30 protein-coding genes are annotated in these 25,083 nt (G+C 43.1%); 19 read left to right on the forward strand and 11 right to left on the reverse strand.

Annotated elements, in window-relative coordinates:
- Positions 1–98: 98 nt before the first annotated feature.
- From argS to C8D97_RS13085, 6 genes are all read left to right on the forward strand, one after another.
- Positions 99–1,802: an arginine--tRNA ligase gene (argS, locus tag C8D97_RS13060; protein ID WP_109764232.1), complete on the forward strand. Its 1,704-nt coding sequence runs from the start codon at positions 99–101 to the stop codon at positions 1,800–1,802.
- Positions 1,803–1,906: 104 nt separating this feature from the next.
- On the forward strand, positions 1,907–2,488 hold the full coding sequence (locus tag C8D97_RS13065; RefSeq protein ID WP_109764233.1) for an SPOR domain-containing protein: 582 nt from the start codon (positions 1,907–1,909) through the stop codon (positions 2,486–2,488).
- A 335-nt stretch (positions 2,489–2,823) separates the two neighbouring features.
- On the forward strand, positions 2,824–4,632 hold the full coding sequence (locus C8D97_RS13070; protein ID WP_109764234.1) for a serine/threonine-protein kinase: 1,809 nt from the start codon (positions 2,824–2,826) through the stop codon (positions 4,630–4,632).
- A 244-nt stretch (positions 4,633–4,876) separates the two neighbouring features.
- Positions 4,877–5,887: a hypothetical protein gene (locus tag C8D97_RS13075; protein ID WP_109764235.1), complete on the forward strand. Its 1,011-nt coding sequence runs from the start codon at positions 4,877–4,879 to the stop codon at positions 5,885–5,887.
- A gap of 31 nt (positions 5,888–5,918) precedes the next feature.
- Positions 5,919–6,446, forward strand: a complete 528-nt coding sequence (locus C8D97_RS13080) for an RNA polymerase sigma factor (RefSeq protein ID WP_170115250.1) — start codon at positions 5,919–5,921, stop codon at positions 6,444–6,446.
- Between the two features lie 19 nt (positions 6,447–6,465).
- Positions 6,466–6,870: a hypothetical protein gene (locus tag C8D97_RS13085; RefSeq protein ID WP_109764237.1), complete on the forward strand. Its 405-nt coding sequence runs from the start codon at positions 6,466–6,468 to the stop codon at positions 6,868–6,870.
- Positions 6,871–6,941: 71 nt separating this feature from the next.
- On the opposite strand, the gene C8D97_RS13090 is transcribed toward C8D97_RS13085, so the two are convergent.
- Together C8D97_RS13090 and C8D97_RS13095 are read right to left on the reverse strand one after the other, a co-directional pair.
- The gene (locus tag C8D97_RS13090; protein ID WP_109764238.1) at positions 6,942–7,298 is read right to left on the reverse strand and encodes a VOC family protein; all 357 of its coding nucleotides are present in this window, start codon (positions 7,296–7,298) and stop codon (positions 6,942–6,944) included.
- A gap of 72 nt (positions 7,299–7,370) precedes the next feature.
- On the reverse strand, positions 7,371–7,937 hold the full coding sequence (locus tag C8D97_RS13095) for a flavodoxin family protein (RefSeq protein ID WP_109764239.1): 567 nt from the start codon (positions 7,935–7,937) through the stop codon (positions 7,371–7,373).
- 144 nt (positions 7,938–8,081) lie between these two features.
- Here C8D97_RS13095 and C8D97_RS13100 point away from each other — a divergent pair, with 144 nt between their 5' ends.
- Positions 8,082–8,324, forward strand: coding sequence for a type II toxin-antitoxin system ParD family antitoxin (locus tag C8D97_RS13100; protein WP_109764240.1), 243 nt, complete (start codon positions 8,082–8,084; stop codon positions 8,322–8,324).
- Complete coding sequence (locus C8D97_RS13105; RefSeq protein ID WP_109764241.1) at positions 8,321–8,623, forward strand: type II toxin-antitoxin system RelE/ParE family toxin; 303 nt, start codon at positions 8,321–8,323, stop codon at positions 8,621–8,623. The genes C8D97_RS13100 and C8D97_RS13105 overlap by 4 nt, the downstream gene beginning before the upstream one ends.
- A gap of 56 nt (positions 8,624–8,679) precedes the next feature.
- Here the strand turns inward: C8D97_RS13105 and C8D97_RS13110 are convergent, their stop codons facing one another.
- From C8D97_RS13110 to C8D97_RS13135, 6 genes are all read right to left on the reverse strand, one after another.
- Positions 8,680–8,970, reverse strand: coding sequence for a type II toxin-antitoxin system RelE/ParE family toxin (locus C8D97_RS13110; protein WP_109764242.1), 291 nt, complete (start codon positions 8,968–8,970; stop codon positions 8,680–8,682).
- A gap of 3 nt (positions 8,971–8,973) precedes the next feature.
- Complete coding sequence (locus tag C8D97_RS13115; protein ID WP_109764243.1) at positions 8,974–9,240, reverse strand: type II toxin-antitoxin system Phd/YefM family antitoxin; 267 nt, start codon at positions 9,238–9,240, stop codon at positions 8,974–8,976.
- 363 nt (positions 9,241–9,603) lie between these two features.
- Positions 9,604–10,131, reverse strand: a complete 528-nt coding sequence (locus tag C8D97_RS13120) for a hypothetical protein (protein ID WP_170115251.1) — start codon at positions 10,129–10,131, stop codon at positions 9,604–9,606.
- Entirely contained in the window at positions 10,085–10,558 is a 474-nt protein-coding gene (locus tag C8D97_RS13125; protein ID WP_109764245.1) for a hypothetical protein, read from the reverse strand. Before C8D97_RS13125 ends, C8D97_RS13120 begins: the two co-directional genes overlap by 47 nt.
- Positions 10,559–10,759: 201 nt before the next feature.
- Positions 10,760–13,738, reverse strand: a complete 2,979-nt coding sequence (gene rapA / locus C8D97_RS13130; RefSeq protein ID WP_109764246.1) for an RNA polymerase-associated protein RapA — start codon at positions 13,736–13,738, stop codon at positions 10,760–10,762.
- Between the two features lie 86 nt (positions 13,739–13,824).
- Positions 13,825–14,061 (reverse strand): TIGR02647 family protein, encoded by a 237-nt coding sequence (locus tag C8D97_RS13135; protein ID WP_109764247.1) that lies wholly within the window; start codon positions 14,059–14,061, stop codon positions 13,825–13,827.
- A gap of 263 nt (positions 14,062–14,324) precedes the next feature.
- Here C8D97_RS13135 and hslV point away from each other — a divergent pair, with 263 nt between their 5' ends.
- From hslV to C8D97_RS13190, 11 genes are all read left to right on the forward strand, one after another.
- Positions 14,325–14,867 (forward strand): ATP-dependent protease subunit HslV, encoded by a 543-nt coding sequence (gene hslV / locus C8D97_RS13140; protein WP_109764248.1) that lies wholly within the window; start codon positions 14,325–14,327, stop codon positions 14,865–14,867.
- 132 nt (positions 14,868–14,999) lie between these two features.
- Entirely contained in the window at positions 15,000–16,337 is a 1,338-nt protein-coding gene (gene hslU, locus C8D97_RS13145; RefSeq protein WP_109764249.1) for an ATP-dependent protease ATPase subunit HslU, read from the forward strand.
- Between the two features lie 343 nt (positions 16,338–16,680).
- Positions 16,681–17,061, forward strand: a complete 381-nt coding sequence (locus tag C8D97_RS13150; RefSeq protein ID WP_109764250.1) for a gamma-butyrobetaine hydroxylase family protein — start codon at positions 16,681–16,683, stop codon at positions 17,059–17,061.
- A 61-nt stretch (positions 17,062–17,122) separates the two neighbouring features.
- The gene (gene ubiE, locus C8D97_RS13155) at positions 17,123–17,869 is read left to right on the forward strand and encodes a bifunctional demethylmenaquinone methyltransferase/2-methoxy-6-polyprenyl-1,4-benzoquinol methylase UbiE (protein WP_109764251.1); all 747 of its coding nucleotides are present in this window, start codon (positions 17,123–17,125) and stop codon (positions 17,867–17,869) included.
- Positions 17,870–17,872: 3 nt separating this feature from the next.
- The gene (locus C8D97_RS13160; protein WP_109764252.1) at positions 17,873–18,493 is read left to right on the forward strand and encodes a ubiquinone biosynthesis accessory factor UbiJ; all 621 of its coding nucleotides are present in this window, start codon (positions 17,873–17,875) and stop codon (positions 18,491–18,493) included.
- Between the two features lie 12 nt (positions 18,494–18,505).
- Positions 18,506–20,140 (forward strand): ubiquinone biosynthesis regulatory protein kinase UbiB, encoded by a 1,635-nt coding sequence (gene ubiB, locus C8D97_RS13165; RefSeq protein ID WP_245411450.1) that lies wholly within the window; start codon positions 18,506–18,508, stop codon positions 20,138–20,140.
- 128 nt (positions 20,141–20,268) lie between these two features.
- A complete protein-coding gene (locus C8D97_RS13170; protein WP_109764253.1) occupies positions 20,269–20,604 on the forward strand; it encodes a histidine triad nucleotide-binding protein in 336 nt (111 codons plus the stop codon).
- A 53-nt stretch (positions 20,605–20,657) separates the two neighbouring features.
- Positions 20,658–20,909: a Sec-independent protein translocase subunit TatA gene (gene tatA / locus C8D97_RS13175; protein WP_109764254.1), complete on the forward strand. Its 252-nt coding sequence runs from the start codon at positions 20,658–20,660 to the stop codon at positions 20,907–20,909.
- Between the two features lie 12 nt (positions 20,910–20,921).
- Positions 20,922–21,593: a Sec-independent protein translocase protein TatB gene (gene tatB, locus C8D97_RS13180; RefSeq protein WP_109764255.1), complete on the forward strand. Its 672-nt coding sequence runs from the start codon at positions 20,922–20,924 to the stop codon at positions 21,591–21,593.
- On the forward strand, positions 21,590–22,348 hold the full coding sequence (gene tatC, locus C8D97_RS13185; RefSeq protein ID WP_109764256.1) for a twin-arginine translocase subunit TatC: 759 nt from the start codon (positions 21,590–21,592) through the stop codon (positions 22,346–22,348). Before tatB ends, tatC begins: the two co-directional genes overlap by 4 nt.
- Before the next feature lie 48 nt (positions 22,349–22,396).
- Complete coding sequence (locus C8D97_RS13190; RefSeq protein WP_109764257.1) at positions 22,397–22,864, forward strand: DUF4442 domain-containing protein; 468 nt, start codon at positions 22,397–22,399, stop codon at positions 22,862–22,864.
- Positions 22,865–23,061: 197 nt separating this feature from the next.
- Here the strand turns inward: C8D97_RS13190 and C8D97_RS13195 are convergent, their stop codons facing one another.
- From C8D97_RS13195 to C8D97_RS13205, 3 genes are all read right to left on the reverse strand, one after another.
- Complete coding sequence (locus C8D97_RS13195; protein WP_109764258.1) at positions 23,062–23,421, reverse strand: hypothetical protein; 360 nt, start codon at positions 23,419–23,421, stop codon at positions 23,062–23,064.
- A gap of 80 nt (positions 23,422–23,501) precedes the next feature.
- Complete coding sequence (locus tag C8D97_RS13200; RefSeq protein WP_109764259.1) at positions 23,502–24,086, reverse strand: class I SAM-dependent DNA methyltransferase; 585 nt, start codon at positions 24,084–24,086, stop codon at positions 23,502–23,504.
- An 80-nt stretch (positions 24,087–24,166) separates the two neighbouring features.
- The gene (locus tag C8D97_RS13205; protein WP_146196147.1) at positions 24,167–25,006 is read right to left on the reverse strand and encodes a hypothetical protein; all 840 of its coding nucleotides are present in this window, start codon (positions 25,004–25,006) and stop codon (positions 24,167–24,169) included.
- Between the last annotated feature and the right edge of the window lie 77 nt (positions 25,007–25,083).

Consider the following 25,083-nt stretch of genomic DNA (forward strand, 5'->3'; position numbering starts at 1 on the left):
TTGCGCATATTCACCTCTTTTCTCTATCGAAAAAACCCATCGTTTCAAGGATAATAGCCGCTATCGGTTCCACCCTTTAGGCTAAGTCCAGATTAATAATGAAAGACACTCTGATAAAACTGCTTGAGCAAGCCATCGCAACATTGAAATCGAACGGTCAGTTACCGGAAGATATTTCACCGCGATTGCAGGTGACTCACACCAAAGACAAATCCCATGGCGATTTGGCCACTAATCTGGCCATGATGCTGGCAAAACCTATGGGCAAGCCACCCAGAGACGTCGCCCAGCTCATCATCGATGCCTTACCCGATGCTACCAGTATTGAAAAGGTCGATATAGCGGGGCCCGGTTTTATTAATTTCTTTATGGCGCAAGACGCCCAGAGTGAAGTGATCAAACAAATCATTCAGCAGTCTGAGCGATTTGGTCATAACCAGTCGGGAAATGGTGAAAAGGTTCAAGTTGAATTTGTATCAGCCAACCCAACCGGGCCATTGCATGTGGGACATGGTCGCGGCGCAGCGGTTGGCGATTGTCTTTGTCGATTGTTATCGGCCAATGGCTGGGAAGTTACCGCTGAGTTTTATTACAACGACGCTGGCCAGCAAATTAATAACCTGGCGTTATCGGTCCAAGCGCGATGCAAAGGTTTAACACCGGACGATCCTTCCTGGCCAGACGATGGCTACCGAGGCGAATACATTAATGATGTTGCAAAAGATTTTATGGCAAAAGCCACCATTGATGCCGAAGACAAACACGTCACTGGCAGTGGCGATATTGATGATATGGATGCCATCCGTGAATTTGCCGTGGCCTACTTACGACGCGAGCAGGATCTCGACTTAAAAGCCTTTGCGGTTAATTTTGATAATTACTTTCTCGAATCGTCGCTGTACGAATCCGATAAAGTGGAACAGACGGTTGCAACATTAATTGATAATGGATACACCTACGAAGATGGCGGCGCATTATGGTTAAAAACCACCGAGTTTGGTGACGATAAAGATCGTGTTATGCGCAAAAAAGATGGCGGATACACATACTTTGTACCAGACGTTGCCTACCACCTTGATAAATACCAACGTGGATTTAAACGGGTGATCAATGAACAAGGCGCCGATCATCACTCAACCATCACCCGGGTACGCGCCGGACTGCAAGCTTTAAACAAAAACATTCCTCAAGGCTACCCAGATTATGTTCTGCATCAAATGGTGACGGTGATGCGCGGCGGGAAAGAAGTGAAACTAGGAAAACGAGCAGGCAACTACGTGACTCTGCGCGATTTGATTGACGAAGTTGGCCGCGACGCCACACGTTTTTTCCTGGCGGCACGACGCGCCGAATCACAATTGACGTTTGATATTGAACTGGCAAAATCCCAAACCAACGACAATCCGGTGTTTTACATCCAATACGCTCATGCGCGGGTTTGCTCGGCACTTAAAAAACATAAGGAACTTGGTGGCACTTTTGATTTGGACAGTGGTCTGAATCAACTGCACCTGCTTACGCTGGCTCAGGAAACCGACTTAATGGATAAAATGAGTCAGTTCCCTGAACTGGTTAAATCGGCCGCCGATAACTGCGAGCCTCATGTAATTGCCCATTACCTTAGAGAGTTGGCCGCGGATCTGCACGGTTACTATCAAATCGGTTCCGACGATGAGCAAAATCGCTGGATTGTTGACGACAAAAATATGTGTAATGCTCGACTGACCCTTATCAGTGCAGTTAAGCAAGTCATTGTAAATGGCTTAAATCTGTTAGGTGTGAGTGCACCGGAAAAAATGTAACGTCAGTCATTACCAAGATAGAAACTCTCATTAAAAATATTTTGCCGCAACCAGTTTACTTGTTGCGGCCTCGATAAAAAATCAAGAGCAATAATTAGATTAATATGGCCAGAGATTACGCAAAAAAATCCAATCAAAAACCTGCACGTAAGCGCAATGCCTCTCGACGTAAAAAGCAAGGCTTTCCAACCATTGCTGTTTTGATTGTGGGTATTCTAGTGGGCGGCTTTGTTGGTTTTCTGGTTTATTTAAAATGGCTGCCCTCACAACCCACAGCTCAAACTGTCAATAAAGACAATACCGTAAAAGAAAAAAATACGGCAAAACAAACCGAGCAGGTGCAGCCCAAACAGCCGGAAGTACCCAAGTATACTTTCCATGATCTTCTGGAAGATAAAGAAGTAATCATTCCGGAAGATGAACTGAAACGTTCCGATAAAAAAATATCCATGCAATACATAATGCCCTGCGGATCATTTCGAAATAATGAACACGCCGATGCACTGAAAGCCAAAATTGCCTTTTTGGGCTTTGAAAGCAAAATACATCCCGTCGATGCTAATTCTGGTCGTTGGTATCGCGTACAACTTGGCCCTTATGCCAGCAAGCGGCAAGCAGAATCGATTCGCCACCGACTGCAAGAAAACGATGTTAATGACTGTAAGATTTGGGGTAAAAAGTTATAGTTTGGGATCAGCATTCACTCAAGTAACATTAATTGACATGCTTTTTAATATTGCATGTCCTATGACACTGTAGCCACAAAACTTAAGCAGAATCTCTCTTCGTTATTCAAATAGACCTCATTATCTTCTTCATAATGACTGTTAAAGCAAACTTATAAATGCCAGAGTAGCTTTAATAAAAACTTGATAACTCTGTTTTAAATCAATCGTCAATCTCAGTACCCAATAGTCTTAATTTAAAGATTAGCCTCATAAACAGGTTGACCGAATTATAGGCTACCGATAATCTAAAAATACAATATTGATATTTTTGGTGATGCATTCAATGAGTAACCATGATTAAAACCGACACACAGCTTGGTAAATTTAAAGTTAAGCACTTGATAGGTAAAGGTGGCATGGCCGATATTTACCTTGCTGAAGATACTTTGCTTGGTCGAGAAGTTGCCATCAAAGTTTTACCACCAGAAATGGCGCAAAATCAGGACTGGATCGCTCGGTTTAACCAGGAGGTGCTAGCCACCGCTAATTTATTTCATCCCAATATTGTAACCGTCTACGATGTCGGACAGGAAAAAGACATTCACTTTTATGTGATGGAATACTTACCAAATGGCGATCTGAAGCAACGAATTGAACAGGGCTTATCGATTCATTTATCACTGCAATATTTAAAACAAATTGCAGAAGCACTTAGATACGCTCATAAAAAAGGGTTTATACATCGTGACATAAAACCCGAAAATATATTATTCGATGAAGATGGTCATGCAAAGCTTACTGACTTAGGCATTGCTAAAGCCATTAAAGACAGTCAAATCATAACAAACTCTCGACAAAGCATAGGCTCACCGCGTTATATAAGCCCCGAACAGGCACAAGGGGGCGCAGTGGATGAACGAAGTGATATATACAGCCTGGGTATTGTGTTTTATGAAATGCTAACCGGTAGCGTACCCTATGATGACGATGACGCCTTGACCATTGCACTTTGCCACATAAATCAATCCATTCCCGAATTACCAACAATGCTTGGTCAATATCAAGACTTTATTTACGCTATGCTGGCAAAATCTAAAGAAGATAGATTTTCATCGGCAGAGCAATTACTCGATGCAATCGAACAGCTGGAACAGGGCCGCGAATTTATCTTGGATGAGTTTTACCAGGCTCGTGTAAAAAATCAGCCCGATGTATTAAATTTTGAAAGCATCTCGGAATCTTTTGACAACTCTTCAACATCAAGAACGAAATGGCTCATCATTTTATTACTCATCAGTGTATCAGGCATCGGTTTTTGGCAAAAAGAAACCGTTACTGACACAGTGTCCAACAGTTACACTTATATTACGACTTTTTTTACATCCAATACGGCTGACACCAATAGCCCTAGCGGAGTATTGCAGATTGAAACAAAACCATCCGGCGCATTAGTTTATTTAAATGGAAAGATGATGGGCGAAACGCCTTACTTTGGTCAGTCAGTTCCCACTGGTGTTCATAAACTAAGGTTAGTACACCCGCTATTTGCTGACTATAATGTTGATGTCGAAATAAATAGCAATCAAGTTTCCAGTCAACAGTATGAGTTAATTAAAGGCATCGGCAATTTAAATATCAATAGCCAACCCTCTGGCGCCACAATCGAAGTAAATGGCAAAAAGATTAAGCAAAAAACTCCTTATATAGTTAAAGAGTTAATGTCTGGCTCGCATCAACTTTTTCTGAGTAAAAATCATTTAGCCGCAGAGTTAACTATCGATGTGTATCATGGCAAAGAACGTCCGATTAACATAACTTTAAAACCCGGATTAATGGCTTTTTATCCAAATAACTGGATCTCAATAAAGCAGCTATACAGTAATGCCGAATCTCTAATTAAATTAAACCAATTAAGCTCACCGACAGGAAATAATGCAGAAGAAGCCTATCTCGCTATTTTAAAAGCCGATCCTGAACAACAGAAGGCTAAAAAAAAGCTTGTAGAGCTTGGTAATAAACATTGGCAACTTGCACAAAGAGCCGCCAACAAACGAAATCTACGGGCTACCAAACAGCACCTTGAACACAGCAAACGCCTTTTAAACAAAGACTATTCAGAATCGGCGGCTCGCTCACTACTACTGAAAGCACGAAGCCAGTAAACCGTTATTACCAGACTTTATCCGTGGATCATCGTCTTCAAGTTCATTTTATTATCACATGGGCAATACTCATGAGTTTTTATATATAGAACAAGTCAACACAACTTGAAACATCTGTCGCACAACCAATACTAGTAAGCCGACATTCAAAACAGTTAAAAGCCTTAATAATAAATCTAATGTATCCTTTTGGGCATTCGGCGACTATAAGTTGATGAATATTAAAAAATCAGGAGAATATTCCATGAAGTCACCCGTTAAAGGAAAGCGTTTATCCGGCTTATTAACCAGTCTTTTTGCGATCACCGTTACTCTGTCATCCAATGTCTGGTCGAATGATAGTAAAGTGCCAGACTGGTATTTACACCTTAATGTCAAAGGTATGCAACAGAGCGCACTGGTTCAACATCAGCCCTCCGATCATCAGCAAGCAAAACAGTTCATTAATTTATTACTCGGTAAAGACGCTATCGAGCAATTGAATGATGTTACTGCATTTGGTTTTGGTGAAGAACGAAAAATTGTTCTGTTAAAAGGCAACTTCGAGAGCCACAAAAATAATATAGTCAATCAATGGCAAGTACTGGGACTGACTTCCAATGAGTCTCATAACAAGGTTGAAATTTACCAGAACACTGCCAACGACATTCTCAAACGCTTTCACGCTCTGGCAAAAGCCAAAGGATTAATTGATCCTGAGGATGAGTTTGAAGTATCTGAACAGGATAAGCAGTCAAAAACACCAACGGTGCTTTACACGGCAATCGCCTCGTCGCAACATGTATTGGTGAGTGATCATCTTGGAGAGTTGAAGCATCAACTGACACAAACAACCGCACTGCCGAAGCAAAACCCCGACAGCATGTTTGAAGTGATCGTTGATGTCAAAAAAGCATTACTGCACGGCGGTGTTAATATTGATGGCCTCGAGCAGAGTAACTTTCAATTTGAATCGATTTCTGCAAAGCAACTGTCACAGGCTTCCGTGTCATATTCCGAACAAGGCGACTACTCAACTCTGCAATTAGGATTAAGTGCCGACACTCAGGAGGTTGCCAATAATATAAAAGCCATTGCCAAAGGAATTATTGCACTAAAACGATTCAGCAATACCGATCCTGCCGTAAATCATTTGTTAAACAACATCCGTTTTGAACAAAGCGGTGGCGAATTACTAATGACTGTTTCGGGTAGCGTCGAGGCCTTTAAGCGACTGAAAGATGACAGAAAACACTCTGTCGATAAGAAACCTTAATTTTGTTCAAAAAAATCAACGTTTAACGATAATGAACGAACGCTTTTTAATTCAGCGCAGTATCAATGGCGACCACCAGTCTTTTGAGCGACTGGTGGTTACTTATGAACAAGCTTTGATGCGCTTTCTTCGTATTCGTTGCCATTGCCAATCCGATGCCGACGATATTTTTCAGGAAACGTTTATTAACGCACATCGCTACTTAGCAAGTTACGATTCTAAATACGCATTCAGCACCTGGTTATTTCACATCGCCATTAATGCGATTAACCGATTTTATCGAGATACACCCATAACAATATCTCACAAAGAAGAAATAACGCCTCAAATAGATTCCACTTCGGATTTAAATATTTGGAAGGCGGCGAAAAACGAATTAACGGACGCTCAATTTCATTTACTCTGGTTAACCTATGCAGAAGGCTATACGGGCAAAGAGGTCTCTGTTATTCTCAATAAAAGTTTGCCCTGGGTAAAAATCAATCTGGTACGCGCCAAACAATCGCTTAAAGCATTGTTACAGAAAGAGCAAACCTCTCTTTCCGACTGGGTGTCGTAAACGATTACAGGAACTTACTATGTCAAACCAATCCCAATTCGATGATGCAACACTAGAAGCCAAACTTAAGCATGATGCCAATGCCATAGATGGCACCGTTACGCCTCAGTTGCGAAAGAACATCATGCAGACTATTCAACAAAATCCAGAAATGGCTTCCAATCCCATAGTTCAAATAAAAAGAGCTTTGCCTTTTGCCGTTGCCGCCAGCCTGGTTGTAACCCTTGTTGTGCTTTTAACGCAATGGCAATCACCAGAAGGCGATTATACTAACAATGGCATCACCCAATCATCGACCACACAAGTACCAAATATTAATAAGAGTGAACCTCAACCCATTCAAATCAGTCAACAACTTAACAATGAATATAATGCCATTGTTTCAGATGTTGAAAAGCTTAAGTCAAAATTAATGAAGCTTTAGTTATTTTTAACAGGTATCTTTTAAGGCTTTAATTAGTACCATTCTAAGTACAGCCAGCACCCATAAGTTTACTATTGATTAAACTCTCTAATCTGAATGTGGTTTCCGTCCGTATCGGCAATATTGCAAACAGAAAATAAGGGATTAGACCAAACACCGTCAAATGCCTGACCACCAAACTTGATAGCCTTTGCCTTTGTGTTTTCCAGATTATCGACCGTTAAGAATAGTTTTACTGAGTTAAACTCTGTTTCAGGCATAACCGATGGTGGAGTATGAATAATAATATTAAAGTCATCTATCACCAAGCTGATCAAACTTTCCGTTTCTCTTGTTACTTGCATAGAAAATAGCTCAACGTAAAACTGAGCGAGCGCATTTATATCATTAGAATAAATTAGAGCGCCATATTTCGCTGGTCCGTTCATTTATAATCCTTAAAGACTTTTTTATTGAGTAAGTTCTTGTTAGATAATTTATAGATGAAACTCATTGAGAGCTTAGAAACTATTACTTTTATCATTGAGTAGTTTTGAAATACGGTTCGCTAGATACTTGGCAGTACCAATATCAGATTCTCTCACTTCAGCATTAACAGAATGTGCTACTACACCCATTTGAGTGCCTAATGGGTTAATCATGCTTTCACTGCTTTTATGCGCAACATCTAATCCTACCCAAAGCATGCCGTGCTGACTCGATAATGTGGATAAATATTGCAAACTAACGGTTTGATCACCATTAGGCGCGCTGCCACAAGTGATTCCAGCGGCTAATTTACCGGCCCATAATTGGTCACACCAAAAGTCGCTGGTGGCATCAGCAAACGCTTTAAATTGAGCCGCCACACCGCCCATATACGTTGGTGATGCAAACAGAATAGCCTGAGACTCATGTAACTGTGTAAAAACATCCGATTCAACGAAACGCCCATCCACAATTGATGAGCCTTTAATTTGATATTCGAAGACCTCTAAACCTTGCGAGTTAAATTCCGCAGACGCAGCTTTAACTAAAGCCTTTGTAACACCGGTATTACTAAAATAAACGATTGAAATCTTATGCATGATTATTCCACGTGAACTTTTAACTATAACGCTTCAATAACCATTGCAGCTATGCTGCGTCCGGCGCTGAAGGCGCGTAGCTGATTGACTTGCCATGAGCTTTATACCAAAATTAGGTATAAATAGGTATTCGGAAGCTAAGATATGGCAAAAAACACAAGCATAACCCTTGGTGAACACTTTGATGGCTTCATCGCCCACCAGATAGAAAGTGGTCGCTATAGCTCTGCAAGCGAAGTTATCCGTGCTGGATTGAGAGTACTTGAAGATAGCGAGAGTAAGCTTTCCGCGCTGCGTCAAATGCTCGCCGACGGCGAAGAAAGTGGGACAGCGGAATATAGTTACGATAGCTTTATAGCAGAGCTTGATGATGAAACCGGCCAGTGACTTCATTTACTCTAACCCAGCGAGCCAAAAACGATTTGAAGTCTATCGCTAAATTTACAGAAGCTCGCTGGGGGCGAACACAACGGAATATTTACATCAGGCAATTTGATGAAGCCTTTCATATGCTGGCCGACGCCCCTTTTATGGGAAAAAACTGTGACTTTATTAAGGCTGGATATCATAAATCTCCTCAAGGAAGCCACATCATTTTCTACAAAGTAGTGCCGAATAAATCCCTCGAAATAATACGAATACTCCATAAAAATATGGACGTAACTTCGAAACTTGGTGACTCATAACGCCGAGCTAACTGGTGACAATATTACTGAATCCATTTGAACGCTTCGTTATGCTTTTATTTGGGTAAATGAAGTATTCTTTCACTGCGCCAAACTCTTATTACTTTTATTGATTTACTCTCTCGTAAATATACTACGCGAAATGGCACATGTATGAGTTCACGGATTAATTCATCGTTAAACTCTGGAACCATACGACCAATATCAGGATGCTTTGCAAGAGTTTCAACGTGTTCAACTATAGCAGTAACAAAATCGATACCTATATGAGGAGCACCTTGCTCTAGATAATACTCTTTGATCTGCTCTAAATCTTTGATGGCAGATTTAGAAAAGGAAATATTCACTTATTAAATACCTAGCCTTTTCTTTACATCACTTATATCAATAGTATCGCCTTCTTTGATTTCCATTAAGCCTTGCGTTATTGCCTTAACGAAAGCTAATTCTTCATTGATACTTTCGTAGTCATCGAGGCCTTGAACTACCGCAACACCTCTACCTCTACTTGTTAATAAAATAGGTCGATGAGTTTCTTTGGCATGGTTAACTACCTTACCTGGATTTATTTTTAAATCAGAGAGTGGAACAATATCTTCAGAGAATTTTGTTTGCATGGACTTACCTCCTTTAGAGACCTACTTATAGCACCTGTTTAGAGACCTTGTCAAAGAGTGTAAGGTCGAAACACTGGGACAGGTCGAAACACTCGAAACACTGGGACAGCCATGTCTTTTTTCTCCTTGCTCCGCCACCCAAAACTGGCCGAAACCAATACACTCGTTGTTGCTATCAGACAAGCAGTAGCTAGAGCATCCATCCATCTCGAGTAGTTCAGGTAATTTTTCCGACACAAACGGAAACGGCACCAAGGGTCCAGCCCAGCGAACACAATCCTTTTCATCGACTATCCAGGAAGCAATAGCCTCATAATCGGTTCTCTGTGGGATTCTCAGAGTTACTTCCATATGACTAACGCGCTAAAAAGAGGTGCGCGATAGCGCATCCTTCTTGCTTTGATTGTTAAAAATATGACAGGAGCAGTACTCTCCTGCAAGCCCCGCTACTGCTGAATAAATAGCGTTACTAATTAAACTAAAAGTAGTAAAAAGTAGCCCGTTAAAACTTAACAGAGCGTTAGTAAATGTTGGATTTAAAATAATCACACTAAATAAATAGCAGGCTGCGCCTGTAACAATACCGATAACAAGTCCAGCACCTCTATTCAGTGCTGCAGCCATGAATGGCGGACCTAATATTAAAATAGACCTTACGATTCCATCTGTGAGTTGATACCAAATAGGAGGCACTTTGTTGTCTACAGAAAGAGCATGCTCGACAATCATGTTCCAAGAAAAAAAGAATGCCAAGTACATCACTACGGCAACAACAATTGATTTTATAACTTTGTAATCTATTTTATTTTTAACGCTCAAAGTTGCAGTTGTAAATCCGCAACCTTTACTTGTTATTTTCGTGCCAGTCCACAGAATAATACCATGGCCCACTTAAATCTATCGCGCACTGACCAACGCTGTCGTTAAGCATAGCTCGCTCACAAACTGGTCGAGTTTCGAGAGAGCCATAAATTAGCCAAGCTCCAAATTTACGGCCTTCTGACTCCAAGATACCCATAAATAAACGAGGACCCTTATTGTCGTTCACGAAGTTGGGAAGTCCAGCTTTTTTTACAAGCTCCCATACCTTCTGCTCTCTTTTTGAGCTGCTATTAGAAATAGTTAATTCGGTTATTACAAACTCCTTGTCCAAATCCATCCTGCTTAACTCCCCCGCAAGCTGCTTGAGTACCTCAGAATGTTTTGAGTATGTCCACTTTACTTTCAATTCTGTCGGAAAGAAAAATAGCCAATGTGCAACAAAAAGTACAATTAGAACACTTGTTACGGATAATAAAAGTTTTAGAAATATATTCATAGATAATAACTATTAATTATTTTTACATTGGCATTAATAAACACCAGTCAAAAATGCATTGAGCCTTAACTTATGCAGTAAATCAATGGGTTAGTTTATTTTTAGTAAAACGCTATTTTTTAATTATGCGCACTGGCATTAGTAATGGTTATAAAAGCATAAAAATAATTAAATCAACAACATTCTCAAAATAAGTAACGCTTAACTCGCCACCACCAACTTTAATCCTTGCATTTGCAGTGATGCTTTATCGATGTAGTAATCACAATGTTTAATACGCTGTTCCATAGCGGTAATTTCATCTTCACGAATGCTTGGGTTGGTCTTTTGTAATTCTTTTAACCGCACCAGCTCCGCTTGCAGATCGGCTTTCATTTTACTTTTGGCGGATAGTTTTAAATCATCAATGTGCTTGGCGGCGTGTTTTTCACTTTTATCGATGACGTGTTGCACCTGCGATTTCATTTGTGCGATCACTTGTCGGCCAACTTTTCGTTTTAACGGTTGGCTTAAACCGTTTAACGCATCGTGGCTAACCACGGCAGACAAATCTTTGCCGTTAACATCAATCAGTAACCGCAGCGGTTTCAGTGATAGATATCGTTGTAACTGCAAATGTTTTGGTGCGATGGTTTCCAGTGTGTAATAGCTTTCTAACAACAAGGTTCCGGGCTTTAATCCTTTAACAGAAATGGTGGTCATGGCGGCGTTACCGGCATCCCCTTTCACCATCATATCCATGGATTCAACCACCATGGGGTGTTCCCAGGTTAAAAATTCAATATCGTCACGTGACAGAGCTTTTAATCGATCCAGTGTTACCGTATTGCCGTCTTCTTTTAGCCCCGGAAAGTAAGCGTGTTTCATTTGATCACTTGGGCGGATCACCCAGCTAAGGCTTGAGTGATCTTCTTGCTCAACGCCAAATTCTTCGAGTAAGCGTTCAAAGTAACTGGCCAAACGGTTCGCCTGCTCTTCTTTTTCCACTTGCTCAACCAGATGATCGGCTTGAGGTTGACGGCAGGAATTTAATTCCAGTAATCGATCCCGTCCCTGTTCCATTTGCTTCTTTATGTCGGCAACGGTTTGCTGGGTAGCGGCAATCAGTTCATCCGGTAAATCGGTCAACTCAGTCATGCACAGCTGTAACTGTGATTGATAGTGTTCAAACACCGAGTAACCGGCACTGAAACTTTTTTCAAATAAGTTTAATCCATCGTTATAGAAACGGAACAACACTTCCTGTGACGAGCCGGTTAAATAAGGCACATGAATATTTATGGTTTGCGTTTGACCAATGCGATCCAGCCGACCAATACGCTGCTCCACCAGATCCGGATTATTCGGCAAATCGAAAAAGATCATATGGTGAGCGAATTGAAAGTTACGCCCTTCGCTGCCAATTTCGGAACAGAACAACACCTGTGCACCGTCTTCACGATCGGCAAAATAAGCCGCAGCCCTGTCACGCTCAAACAGCGATAACCCTTCATGAAAACTGGTGCAGCGTAAAGCGTGCTTTTTCTGAAAATATTGCTGTAACGCCAATGCCGTTGACGCGTGATGTGCGATAACCAATAACTTTTCCGATTTTAATTCCGACAGTTTTTGCTCCAGCCATTCAACACGCGGATCGCGAGGCAGCCATACATCCGGAACCAGCTCAACTTCGGGGGTTAATCCGGCAAACCCAATATTCATAGGCTCATCGTCATCGGGCGTGTAAATTTCCGGGCAAGGCATTGGGTAGGCGTGTAACTGACGCTCAGGAAAATTATCCATCGCCGATCGGGTGTTTCGAAACAGCACACGTCCGGTGCCATGTTGGTCGATCAATCGATCCAGAATGGTCTGTTTTTCTTCCGCGGTCAGCTGCTGTTCGGAATGTATTTCGGATAGCAGCTGCGGCAGTTCCGCCAATAAAGGTTTAATGTCCGCCACGGCCACATCATCATCGCTGGTTAACAAAGTAATTAATGACTGATGTTCGGTGTACAGAGACGCTTCGTTTTTAAACGCCTGTAGATCGTGGAAACGATCAGGATCGAGCAGACGCAAACGGGCAAAGTGACTTTCAATACCGGCCTGTTCAGGCGTTGCCGTCAGCAATAACAAACCTGCCGCCTGTTGACCCAGCGACTCCACCAGCTTGTAATCGTCGCCTGTTGGCAGACTCGACACTGAGGTTATATCCAGGCTCTCATTATGATCGCTCTCCTTATGATCATTCTCCTTATGATCAATCTCTTTAGGATCGGGCTCTTTATCACTGCTCTCGCTCTGGTCATCAGGATTCCAGTGCAGATGATGCGCTTCGTCCACCACCAGCAAATCCCATTGAGTCTGTTTTAATTTGCTTTGCATTTCCGGATGACGCATCAGGCCATCGAAACTGCAAATGATCAGCTGTTCCATTTCAAACGGATTCACCTGTTTGCCGGTATCCAGATCAATATCCGGCTCTTGCGACAGGGTTTCAAATCGGGACTGATCAAACAGCGCAAAGTGCAGATTAAATCGACGCAACATTTCAACCAGCCATTGATGCACCAATGAGTCGGGCACCAGAATCAGCACCCGAGACGCCTGCCCGGTGTGCAACTGCTGATGCAAAATCATGCCGGCTTCAATGGTTTTACCCAAACCAACTTCATCAGCAAGTAATACACGGGGAGCCTGTCGTTTTGCCACTTCGTGGGCGATATAAAGCTGGTGCGGTAACAGTTCGACTCGTGAGCCAAGTAAGCCACTAACAGGGCTACGGCTTAAACGGTCGAGCTGTAAAAACGTATCGTAACGCAGCTGGTAACTGTCTTCTTTATCCAGTTGACCATTGAGTAATCGTTTGTCGGGGGCGTTAAATTGAACAAAACAGTTAAGGTGTAATTCGGCCAGGGTGTGAGGATTGCCGTCAACGTCTTCACATTGATAAATTAACAATCCCTGTTGCTCATTTACTTCAACAACCTGATACGCCACATCGTCCATGTCGGTAATATGATCGCCTGCCTGATAGGCTATTCGGCTGACGGGGGCATTTTCGATGGCGTAATGACGGGACTCGTTAACCGCCGGAAAATATATTTCCATGCGACGCCCTTCGACCGACTGTACCATGCCAAGACCCAGGTGCGCTTCGTTATGACTGATCCAGCGCTGACCAACAACAACAGAGTTCATATGTGGCTTTTGTTACCGATGTAGAAAATTGGGCGCGCATTCTAACATCGCAGGCAATAAATTAAAGCCAATTCAGCGTTTCGGCGTCAGTTGGCGCAAAGTATACTCAACAGTGCATCCGCGTGTTCAGCGGCTTCCCGTCCTAAATCGGTCAAATAGCCGCCATCATTTTGTGTGATCAGCTTTTTCTGATACAACCGAATCGCTGCGTCAATCACTCTGGGATCGGCCGACGAATGAACTTTAATGCCTTCTTGCGCCGTATTAAGATTAAAACGAACCATTAAATTAAGTTCGTCCACCAATGTTTGATTAAATGGCATGATTGCTCCCGGTTTTTAGCTATCTTTTTTAACCAATATGATTATCAATTATTGAGTTAAATTATTGTTATTGTCGCTTTAAGTTATTATTTATCCGAGGCTTTAACCACATCCTTTTTAGCTCCCTCAGAGGTTAACTATAAGACTTTTCTACCGCAGGTGCCAAAAATACCTTTCTCCACCAGTTTTTACCTTGAATTTAGGCCATTGACCCCCACTAATAGCCCATCTGCAGTGTCCAAACAGTATTTTAGGAGTCGAATTTGGAACAATTTCGAGGAACCACAATATTATCGGTTCGCCGCAATGGCCAGGTGGTTATTGGTGGTGATGGCCAGGTATCGCTCGGTAATACGGTGATGAAAGGCAACGCGCGTAAAGTACGCCGACTGTATCACAATAAAGTGCTGGCCGGTTTTGCCGGTGGAACCGCCGATGCCTTTACCCTTTTTGAACGCTTTGAAGCAAAACTTGAGATGCATCAGGGCAAATTACTCAGAGCCGCGGTGGAGCTGGCAAAAGACTGGCGAACCGACCGTATGTTGCGTCGTCTGGAAGCGATGCTGATTGTCGCCGATAAAGAACATTCCTTTATTATTTCCGGTAATGGCGACGTGATAGAACCCGAAGAAGATGGCGGCCTGCTATCGATTGGTTCTGGCGGCCCGTTTGCCCAGGCTGCCGCCAAAGCCCTGCTGCAAAATACCGAATTATCCGCCAAAGAAATTGTGGAAGCAGGACTTGGCATCGCTGCCGATATCTGCGTTTACACCAACAACAATTTAAGAATTGAAGTACTCGAATAACCCATTTGAATAAGACGGACTTGTCGTTGGCTTTCCAGAAAAAAGCCATAACAGCACCATTTTAACGATGAACGTCTACATGAGTATTTTGATTTAAAAGACTATTGATTTATCGATTAAGAGAGCGACTGTATGCCTCAGATGACACCAAGAGAAATCGTCCACGAGCTGGACAACCATATTATCGGCCAGAACTCTGCGAAAAAAGCGGTGGCCATTGCATTGCGTAACCGCTGGCGACGTATGCAAGTAGATGACAAGTTGCGTAATGAAATTACGCCGAAAAACATTCTGATGATTGGCCCCACCGGGGTCGGTAAAACCGAAATTGCCCGACGTCTGGCAAAACTGGCCAACGCACCTTTTATCAAAATTGAAGCCACCAAGTTCACCGAAGTGGGCTATGTGGGTCGCGATGTTGATTCGATCATCCGTGATCTGGTGGACTCAGCCTTTAAAATGCTGCGCGAGCAAGAAGTTGAGCGGGTTAAACCCCGTGCCGAAGATGCCGCCGAAGAACGCATTCTCGATGCTCTATTGCCTCCGGCACGTCGCAGCAACGATTTTGAACAAGATGACAAAGAGAATGAAGCGCCCAGTGCAACCCGACAGCTATTCCGCAAAAAACTGCGTGAAGGCGAGCTCGACGACAAAGACATCGAAATAGAGATCGCCGCCCAGCAGGTGGGTGTAGAAATTATGGCGCCTCCGGGCATGGAAGAAATGACCAGCCAATTGCAGAACATGTTTCAGAACATGTCTCCGGGCAAAACCCAACGCCGAAAAATGAAGGTAAAAGATGCCTTTAAACTGGTGCGAGAAGAAGAAGCCGAACGCCTTATCAACCTGGATGATTTAAAAAACCATGCGGTTGAAGCGGTGGAACAAAACGGTATTGTGTTCCTTGATGAAATCGACAAGGTGGCCAAACGTCAGGAAGCCTCCGGTGGAGATGTATCACGGGAAGGCGTGCAGCGGGATCTGTTGCCGCTGGTTGAAGGCTGCACCGTGTCCACCAAATACGGCATGATCAAAACCGATCACATTCTGTTTATAGCTTCGGGCGCGTTTCATCTGTCAAAACCTTCGGATCTCATTCCAGAACTGCAAGGCCGACTGCCCACCCGTGTTGAGCTGAAAGCCCTGACGGTGGATGACTTTGTGCGCATACTGACCGAACCCGATGCAGCACTAACCCGCCAGTACATTGCTCTGATGGCAACGGAAAATCGCTCAATTGAATTTGATGAAAGCGGTATTCAGCGCATAGCCGAAATTGCCTGGCAGGTGAATGAGCGTACCGAAAATATCGGCGCAAGACGCTTGCAAACGGTGATGGAAAAACTGCTGGAAGACATCAGCTTTACGGCTTCAGAGCAGACCGATGCCGTCACCATTGATGCCGACTATGTGAATCAGCAGTTGTCGGATCTGGTTGAAGACGAAGATCTGAGCCGATTTATTTTATAAGCCGCTTACGGTTAACGGTTAAACGATTACTCGCCAATAAACCACTGCTCACAGATCCCTGCTGTGAGCAGTGGTTGTTAAACGTCATAACTTTTTTCCTTCAACCGATCGTTGATAATTTTATTAAACAAATATTGTTTAATATACCTGCCTTAATTAAATCGCCTCACAGGACTGGCAGCCAATACAGGTCACGGGATCCCATTACTGAGCGGTTTATCCGGTTTTTCGGCCACTTCTTTACTGGGTTCAGCCTGCTGCCTGAGCTATAATCAGCACACGATTAACGGCGAAGCAGCCGTTACCACTCAAATAGCCACGCAATTAACAAGGTTTTGCTTTAATGAGCGATAAAGCCCCAACGGACATCAAGTTTCATCAGAAAAGCCAGAAGCTGGAAGTGGTGTTCGACGACATCAGTTATCAATTATCCGCCGAATACCTTCGTGTATTTTCACCATCAGCCGAAGTGCGCGGTCACGGCGGCGGTCCGTTAAAGTTGGTCACCGAAAAAAAGCAGGTGAAAATTGTAAATCTGACACCGGTTGGCCACTATGCGATCCAGATTACCTTTGATGACGGTCATGATTCCGGATTGTATACTTGGCAAACCTTTCGGGAATTAGGCGATAACTTTGAAAGCAATTGGGCCGAGTACGAAGCACGGCTGGCAAAAGAAGGCGGCTCACGAGACGTCAAAGCGTTATACAAAAAAGTTGAGTAAAACCGGTAGGCTTTATTTTGCGGCCGATTAACACAGAGTTTAAACAGTTTACGGATCCTTTATGAGCGATAAAACCACCCACTTCGGCTACCAAACCGTTGATGTCGAAGACAAACAGAAAAAAGTGGCCGATGTATTTCATTCCGTAGCGGCCAAATACGATTTAATGAACGATGTAATGTCGATGGGCATTCATCGCCTGTGGAAACGTTTTACCATCGAAATGAGTGGCGTCAGGCCCGGTCATAAAGTGCTGGACCTTGCCGGTGGCACCGGCGATTTGGCGGCAAAATTTGCCGACAAAGTGGGCGATTCCGGCCAGGTAATTCTTGCCGATATCAACCAGTCGATGCTTAATGTGGGTCGCGATAAACTGATCGATAACGGTTACGGCAATAAGGTTCAGTTTGCTCAGGTCAACGCTGAAGCGCTGCCTTTTGAAGACAACAGCTTTGATATCATTACCATTGCCTTTGGGTTACGTAATGTCACCCATAAAGAAAAAGCGCTCAGCAGCATGCTGCGTATTTTAAAACCCGGTGGTCGATTGTTGGTACTGGAGTTTTCCAAACCCGAACAACCCTGGTTGAGTAAAGTCTACGACACCTATTCCTTTAGTTTGCTTCCGGCTATGGGCAAACTGCTGGTAAATGATTCGGACAGCTATAAGTATCTGGCAGAATCGATTCGCATGCACCCGGATCAGGACAGCTTAAAACAAATGATGTTGCAAGCTGGTTTCGATGAAGTGGAATACCATAATATGACCGGCGGCATTGTCGCGTTACATCGCGGATTTAAATTCTGATCCATGCTGACCTTTAATATTTTATCGGCTTCCGCGCTGGAAAAAATCATTAACCGTGTGATTGCACTGGATCCCGATGTTTCCAGTAAACGGCAAAAGCTGGATCAAAAACGCGTCGCCATAGAATTGACCAACTGGTCATTAACCTACGTGTTTTATTTTACCGATGAAAAAATAATCGTCGAGTCAACCAAACAGCAAGACTGCCAGGTCACACTTAAGGGCAGCAGCTTTGCTTTCTTTAATATGGCCAGTCAGGAAAACGGCGGCGATGCGTTGTTTAAAGGCGAAGTGCATTTTGAAGGCGAAATCAGTACTGCACAATCGTTTCAAACTTTCTGGTCAAGTCTGTCCATCGACTGGGAAGAACACCTTTCAAGCTATACCGGCGATATCATTGCTCATCAGGCAGGTCATCTGTTTAAAAAAGCTCAGCAACAGGCTAAGCATATTCTGCAAACCGCAAAACTAAATACCACCGAGTACTTAAGAGAAGAAGCGTTAATGACCCCTTCTGTTGTCGAGGTAGAACACTTTTACGAACAACTTGATGATCTCAAAAGTGACGTCAATCGCTTTTCAGCGCGGTTACAACGATTGCAAAAAATAATGACACAAAATTAAGCCGACCCATTTATGATGATCATTAAAAACTTTCACCGAATATTCGCCATCAATCGTGTGTTAATCAAACACGGCCTCGATGAGTTTTTACAGGTCACGCCTTTGGGTCGCTACGCACCTCTTTTAAAACTGTTTGCGCTCACCTCCCGTAAAGAAAAACAAAAGCCGCGGGGCGAACGATTACGTGAAGCGTTAATTGAGCTGGGGCCCATTTTCATCAAGTTTGGCCAAATGTTATCAACCCGCCGAGATTTGATTTCCGATGATTTGGCCGAACAGTTAATGCGCCTTCAGGATCGAGTGGATCCTTTCGATGAAAACACCGCCAAAGCGCGCATTGAAGATCAACTGGGTCAGTCCACCGACAGTGTATTTAATGATTTTCAGGCCACGCCTTTGGCCTCGGCGTCCATTGCACAGGTTCACTCCGCCGAATTATTAAATGGCGAGCAAGTGGTGGTCAAAGTGATTCGCCCCGGCATTCGCAAACAGATCCAACGGGATCTGTCGCTGCTTAAATTACTCGCCGGCTGGTTTGAAGATCACGCCGCCGATGGCAAACGCTTTAAACCCCGTCAGGTTATCGCCGATTATGAGTTCACCATTTATAATGAACTCGATTTACGCGCCGAAGCCGCCAACACCATGCAATTGCGCCGCAACTTTGCAGACAGTACTCTGTTGTATGTCCCCAAAGTCTATTGGGATTTCACTCGCGAAAAAGTCATGGTGCAGGAAAAAATTAGCGGTATTCCCATCGCCAACATTGCCGAACTTAATCGGGTGAACACCAATATGAAAGTGCTGGCGCACCGTGGTGTGGAAATCTTTTTCACTCAGGTTTTTCGCGACAGTTTTTTTCATGCCGATATGCACCCCGGCAATATTTTTGTTGATGCCAGCGATCCACAAAATCCCAAATACATTGGCATCGATTGCGGCATCATGGGCACACTGGGCGAACAGGACAAACGTTATCTGGCCGAAAACTTTCTGGCATTCTTTGATCGGGATTATCGCCGAATTGCCGAGTTGCATATTGAGTCAGGCTGGATCCCGGAAAACACACCGGTGGAAGCGTTTGAGTCGGCCATCCGAACCGCTTGCGAACCCATATTTGGAAAGCCACTGTCGGAAATATCCTTTGGTCACTTTTTAATTCAACTGTTTCAAGTGGCCAGACGCTTCCAGATGGAAGTACAACCGCAACTGGTGTTGCTGCAAAAAACCTTATTGTACGTTGAAGGTCTTGGCCGGCAGCTGTATCCGCAGCTCGACTTATGGGAAACCGCGCAACCTTATTTGCGGGAATGGGTCAAACAACATTATGGGCCACAGGCAATCTGGAAAAAAATCACCCATAAATGGCCAATGTGGATAGAGCAACTACCCGAGATGCCAGAAAAACTGGCAACTTTTCTCGATAACGCCAATCAGCCGCCGCAACAACTGACCGAGTTAGTCACGCAATTAACGCGGTTTAATGAGCAACAGAAAAAGCGCCGAAAAATGACGGTTTATGCTTCGCTGGGCGTCAGCATCACATTGTTTTCTGGCTTATTATTTCTGGCCCATATGCCACAGGAAGCGGCCTCATCGTTGCTTGGGGCTGCACTGGCCTTTATATTAGCGGTGAAAAACAGTTAAGGGATCTGCAGTGGCTAACACAGTTTTTAACGTCAACGGGCAGCAAACTTGGTATCATTAAACCACTGAGTTACCATTAACTGATAAAGCCCACAAACCAATGATTTAACACAGAATTGGAGAGCACCATGAACGATTGTTTATTCTGCAAAATTATTGACGGTGATATTCCTTCAAAAAAAGTGTACGAAGATGATCTGCTGTTTGCGTTTCACGATATATCTCCAAAAGCGCCAACTCATGTTCTTCTGATCCCAAAGAAGCACATAGACAGTTTGAATCAGGCTCAGGAAGACGATAAAGATTTAATGGCGCACGCCCTGTTGACGATTCCGAAAGTTGCAAAGCAGTTGGGGCTGGATGAGGGTTATCGAACCATATTAAACACAGAAAAAGGCGGTGGGCAGGAAGTATTTCATATCCACTTCCACATATTAGGTGGCGGCTCCATGCCGTTTGCCTGATCAAGAATTGATAATAGATTTTTATACCGACGGGTAACATAGAGGAACAGGTTATGGGTTTTAGTATTTGGCAAATTCTGATTATTTTAGTGATCGTTATTTTATTGTTTGGCACCAAAAAGCTGCGCAACATGGGTGGTGATTTAGGCGCTGCGATTAAAGGCTTTAAAAAAGGCATGGATGACGACGACAAACAGAAAGAGAATGAAAAAGAGAAACAGGCGGATCAAAAGCTTACTCAGGATGAGCAAAAAGGCGAAACCATCGAAGGTGAAGCCGAGCACGAAAAAGAAAAAACGAAATAAGCAGACAAATTCATGCCTTTTGATATTGGTTTCTTTGAGCTGTGTTTTATTGCCATTATAGCTTTGCTGGTGCTTGGGCCAGAGCGACTGCCAACGGCAGCTCGAACCATCGGCCGCTGGGTCAGCAAAGCAAGGCGAGCTTTTACCTCGGTTAAGAGTGAAATTGATCGTGAATTGCAGCTGGATGAATTAAAGCAGCAAATAAAGCAACAGCAAGAAAAAATGGAGCAGTTGGTTAACAACCAGACCATGCAGGAAACCCTGAGCGAAACCCAGCAAAAAATTAACGATACACGCGCCGCCTTTGAACGAGAAATGGCGCAACAAAACGGCAGTTCAGACACAAGCGACCCTGACAATAAAATTTCGGAACCAACTGAACAATCGAATCCGTCCGGGCAAACGCAATCGTCCGATGTTGATGACGTTATTGATGAGAATATTGATGACGAAAATGAAATGTCGGGCTGCGACAATCCGGTCGAATTTGAACCCTTACCGAATAAAGAGTCGAACGTACACCATAATTCGCAAGCACCAACCATTCATCCACCTGAGTCGGATGCTCGCGAATCGAATAAGACTAACAACCAATCGCAAACATCGGATACCGATCAATCCGATAACCTTAATTCCGATACCTTTAATTCCAATAGTCCCGAAACAGACGCCGCAAAAAAATGAGTCAGCCTAACCAATCCACTGATAAAGAAATGCCACTACTGGCCCATCTGGTTGAACTCCGTGGCCGATTATTAAAATCGGTACTGGCAATGCTGCTGATTTTTGCCGGACTGATTTATTTTGCTAACGATCTTTACCTGCTGGTATCCAAACCCTTAATCGCTCACCTGCCCGAAGGCAGCGAAATGGTTTCTACCAGTGTCATCGCGCCTTTTTTCACGCCGTTTAAATTAACCATGGTGATGTCGTTTTTCTTATCCATGCCGGTTATTCTGCATCAGCTGTGGGCGTTTATTGCCCCGGCGCTTTATCAAAATGAAAAACGCCTGGCGATCCCTTTATTAATCAGCAGCATTATCCTGTTTTATACCGGTATGGTGTTTTGTTATCTGGTGGTGTTTCCACTGATGTTTGAATTTTTCCCATCGGTTATTCCAGAAGGCATTCGCTACATACCCGATATGACCGACAGCCTCGACATCATGTTAAAACTGTTTTTTGCTTTTGGTATTGCGTTTGAAGTGCCCATTGCCACCATGCTGTTAATATGGACCGGCGCAACCACCGTCGAAAGTTTACGCGAGAAACGCCCTTACTTGGTGGTAGGAGCATTTGTTGTTGGTATGCTGCTAACACCGCCGGATGTTATTTCTCAAACCTTGTTAGCGATACCCATGTGGTTGCTGTTTGAACTGGGAATTATATTTGCCCTCTGGCTAAAACCGGAAAAAAGGCCGGGCGCTTCTTCTGAGTAAAATAAACTCACATCAATTCTTTTTACAAACTGTTTCATAAGGAAAACAATGCGCCGGAAACTCAGTCCAAACTGGCTTAAACGAATATTAAATGTATGGCCGCCATTTTTAGGCGCGGGCATTAAAGTTTTAACGATCAGTGAAAACTGGGACTACGCCAAAGTTCGGTTAAAAAAAGGACTGCTAAACACCAATTATTTTGGCACCGCTTACGGTGGTTCGTTGTTTTCCATGACGGATCCATTTTACGTGCTTATGCTGACCAATCAATTAGGCCGCAACTACATCGTCTGGGACAAAGGCGCTTCAATCAAATACATCAGCCCAGGGCGCAGTCATGTGTATTGCGAGTTTCGCCTCACAAAACAACAAGTGGATGAAATTCGTCGTCATGCTGACATCAATGAAAAATACGAACCAGAGTTTGAAGTGGATATTATTGACGAGTCTGGCGAGCTGGTAGCAAAAGTATTTAAGAAGTTGCATATAAAGCGTAAAGCTAAAAAAGCAGATTAACTTTCTTTCACTAGCAGTCTAGAAACTAAGGCTGTACAAGCGATATAAAACAATACTCCGAATATAGAAAAGAAACCTGACAGGTAAATACTTACTCACGAGACTTCCTTTTTTGATATTTCTAACGCTTCAATCTGTGACAGTCAAACGCGATTAAAATGAGCGGTTGGATGTCACGTAACCTTGGTTTGTTAAAATTAATTTGGTGAAAGAACAATTGGATATGAGAATTCCTTCGTTTTTCCACGGCCAAAATCCAACCTTTCGACATTCTTACATATTTGTGATGCTATAGCCTCTAAGCCCTCACTTACACTTTCGATATCGCATGAATTGGGTTCGTTATAAACGGCTCTTACTCTAAGAGTGATTTTACCTGCCAAATCCGGATATTGCGTCAGGGCTTCCTTGTAAATTGAAAACACTAAATGAGAGTTTTCGCTAAAACTTAGCTGAATTTTTTCTCTAGATAATTCAGGAAGTTCTTGCTGCTTATTCTTAACAGTACCGCAACCCAAAATAGCAAGGATAAAAATAGCGTTTAGGAATAATTTCATAATTTTAACGCTGGCAGCATGCTCGCCCTTGGAATGGAGCCAAAGGCGAAATGTAAAGGGCGTCGCCGTACCTGCATTTATTAGACATTTCTGGCGACACCCATGAGTACATTCAAAGCACTACCGTCACTTTGCAGAGAAAAGGGAACCGATGTAGAACACTCAGCAAACCCAGCTTCCGTCAGTGCCGATTTAATCTGTTGCTCTGTAAATCCATACCCTTCATCGCCCTCATCTTTGAGCCAATCCCACTGTACCAAGCAACCACCTTTGTTAAGTAGTTGTTTCAAAAGCATGAGCGCTTTTACGTAATCGGGTACAAAGGCCAGTGCTGAGGAAGCCACGACAAGATCAAACTTTGGTGACAAGAGACTATTATCGTTGATCAGATCTTGGTTTAGCTCTGATGCGATTGTTGCAACATTTTTCAGGCACTTATTTTCGAGTACTGAAATCATCTTTTGCGAAGGGTCGAGACCCACCACAGAGCTTGCTCTGTTCGCCAACCTTTCGGTAAGCAAGCCTGTACCGCAACCAAAATCAAAAATGCGACGCCCCTCTAGCTCCACAATATTTTTCAAGGCATGGTAGGCGTTATCGGCATAAGCAATGACGGCTTCATTGCTATCCCACCCAGTTGCGTATTCATCCCAACTTCCACTCATTCTATAAGGTTCCTTCGTTTATCTAATTTCTTCCTAACACTTGGGTAACTTGCGCTGCTAGGCGTCAAGTTGTCCTTTTATTATAGCTTTATCACCACTTTTTCTACTTTTTTAACGCCACTTTCTAATTCGTATTCACGATATAGAACTTGCCGATCAACCTGAATTAAAAGTGCTAGGACGTTACCCGTACTAAGATAATCGTAACTTATGACTCTACTAACATTATCCACTAGCTTATTAAAGGCTGAGCCATCAGGTTGGCTAATCGAAATACTCACGTTATCGTCATCAGATATAGATCCATCGTTATTGGTATCGCTAGACGCCACAACATAGTAAATGTACTTTGCTTTACGTTCTTTTTCATCAATGGCTACGGATAGTTGACGCATTGAAATTATGACATTGTCATTTGACTCAAACAACCAAACAGGTTTATCCCCTTTCCGATCCAAAAATAGAACGTTTCTGTCTGTATATGAATATCCACCGGAAGCTAGCCTTCCATACTTAGTACTTCTCGCGAATAAATATTGTATCTCATGTCCACTTACGTAGTGTACATTTGATAGCTTTAATTTTTCTTTAGCAATTTCATCACCAGCAGGAGCTTCTATTTCCAGTGACTTATGGGGTCGATTTTGTGTTTCATTTATTAAGAACAAAATGGAACCTGTCACTAGCAAGAGAGCCAATAAAAATAGTATTGAATTTAACCTATTTATAAAAAGAAAGAATTTACTTGTTTCCATACACTCAACTTCCCCGCTATAACGCTCCACATAAGGGGCCGTAATGTAGTTGTTTAATTTATTGTAGCCTAGCGTAAAACAACAAATTAAACAATGCAGTGCAAGATCAAGTCGCAAAGCGGCAAGCTTGATGTAATTGTTAGGCTTACAACCCATAATATTCAATAGTAATTGATCTAATTATGCTGGCGGGCGTTAAGCTAAGAGTAATTTTCTTTTCAGTTATGGATATTTGGCTACAA

The organism is Pleionea mediterranea (assembly GCF_003148745.1).
GTDB classification, from domain to species: Bacteria; Pseudomonadota; Gammaproteobacteria; order Enterobacterales; family Kangiellaceae; genus Pleionea; species Pleionea mediterranea.

Bases quoted from the DNA above. Each gene is read 5' to 3' on its own strand.
- argS (WP_109764232.1), top strand. From the start codon at position 99: ATGAAAGACACTCTGATAAAACTGCTTGAGCAAGCCATCGCAACATTG.
- C8D97_RS13065 (WP_109764233.1), top strand. From the start codon at position 1,907: ATGGCCAGAGATTACGCAAAAAAATCCAATCAAAAACCTGCACGTAAG.
- C8D97_RS13070 (WP_109764234.1), top strand. From the start codon at position 2,824: ATGATTAAAACCGACACACAGCTTGGTAAATTTAAAGTTAAGCACTTG.
- C8D97_RS13075 (WP_109764235.1), top strand. From the start codon at position 4,877: ATGAAGTCACCCGTTAAAGGAAAGCGTTTATCCGGCTTATTAACCAGT.
- C8D97_RS13080 (WP_170115250.1), top strand. From the start codon at position 5,919: ATGAACGAACGCTTTTTAATTCAGCGCAGTATCAATGGCGACCACCAG.
- C8D97_RS13085 (WP_109764237.1), top strand. From the start codon at position 6,466: ATGTCAAACCAATCCCAATTCGATGATGCAACACTAGAAGCCAAACTT.
- C8D97_RS13090 (WP_109764238.1), bottom strand. From the start codon at position 7,298: ATGAACGGACCAGCGAAATATGGCGCTCTAATTTATTCTAATGATATA.
- C8D97_RS13095 (WP_109764239.1), bottom strand. From the start codon at position 7,937: ATGCATAAGATTTCAATCGTTTATTTTAGTAATACCGGTGTTACAAAG.
- C8D97_RS13100 (WP_109764240.1), top strand. From the start codon at position 8,082: ATGGCAAAAAACACAAGCATAACCCTTGGTGAACACTTTGATGGCTTC.
- C8D97_RS13115 (WP_109764243.1), bottom strand. From the start codon at position 9,240: ATGCAAACAAAATTCTCTGAAGATATTGTTCCACTCTCTGATTTAAAA.
- C8D97_RS13125 (WP_109764245.1), bottom strand. From the start codon at position 10,558: ATGAATATATTTCTAAAACTTTTATTATCCGTAACAAGTGTTCTAATT.
- rapA (WP_109764246.1), bottom strand. From the start codon at position 13,738: ATGAACTCTGTTGTTGTTGGTCAGCGCTGGATCAGTCATAACGAAGCG.
- C8D97_RS13135 (WP_109764247.1), bottom strand. From the start codon at position 14,061: ATGCCATTTAATCAAACATTGGTGGACGAACTTAATTTAATGGTTCGT.
- hslU (WP_109764249.1), top strand. From the start codon at position 15,000: ATGCCTCAGATGACACCAAGAGAAATCGTCCACGAGCTGGACAACCAT.
- C8D97_RS13150 (WP_109764250.1), top strand. From the start codon at position 16,681: ATGAGCGATAAAGCCCCAACGGACATCAAGTTTCATCAGAAAAGCCAG.
- ubiE (WP_109764251.1), top strand. From the start codon at position 17,123: ATGAGCGATAAAACCACCCACTTCGGCTACCAAACCGTTGATGTCGAA.
- C8D97_RS13160 (WP_109764252.1), top strand. From the start codon at position 17,873: ATGCTGACCTTTAATATTTTATCGGCTTCCGCGCTGGAAAAAATCATT.
- ubiB (WP_245411450.1), top strand. From the start codon at position 18,506: ATGATGATCATTAAAAACTTTCACCGAATATTCGCCATCAATCGTGTG.
- C8D97_RS13170 (WP_109764253.1), top strand. From the start codon at position 20,269: ATGAACGATTGTTTATTCTGCAAAATTATTGACGGTGATATTCCTTCA.
- tatA (WP_109764254.1), top strand. From the start codon at position 20,658: ATGGGTTTTAGTATTTGGCAAATTCTGATTATTTTAGTGATCGTTATT.
- tatB (WP_109764255.1), top strand. From the start codon at position 20,922: ATGCCTTTTGATATTGGTTTCTTTGAGCTGTGTTTTATTGCCATTATA.
- tatC (WP_109764256.1), top strand. From the start codon at position 21,590: ATGAGTCAGCCTAACCAATCCACTGATAAAGAAATGCCACTACTGGCC.
- C8D97_RS13190 (WP_109764257.1), top strand. From the start codon at position 22,397: ATGCGCCGGAAACTCAGTCCAAACTGGCTTAAACGAATATTAAATGTA.
- C8D97_RS13195 (WP_109764258.1), bottom strand. From the start codon at position 23,421: ATGAAATTATTCCTAAACGCTATTTTTATCCTTGCTATTTTGGGTTGC.
- C8D97_RS13200 (WP_109764259.1), bottom strand. From the start codon at position 24,086: ATGAGTGGAAGTTGGGATGAATACGCAACTGGGTGGGATAGCAATGAA.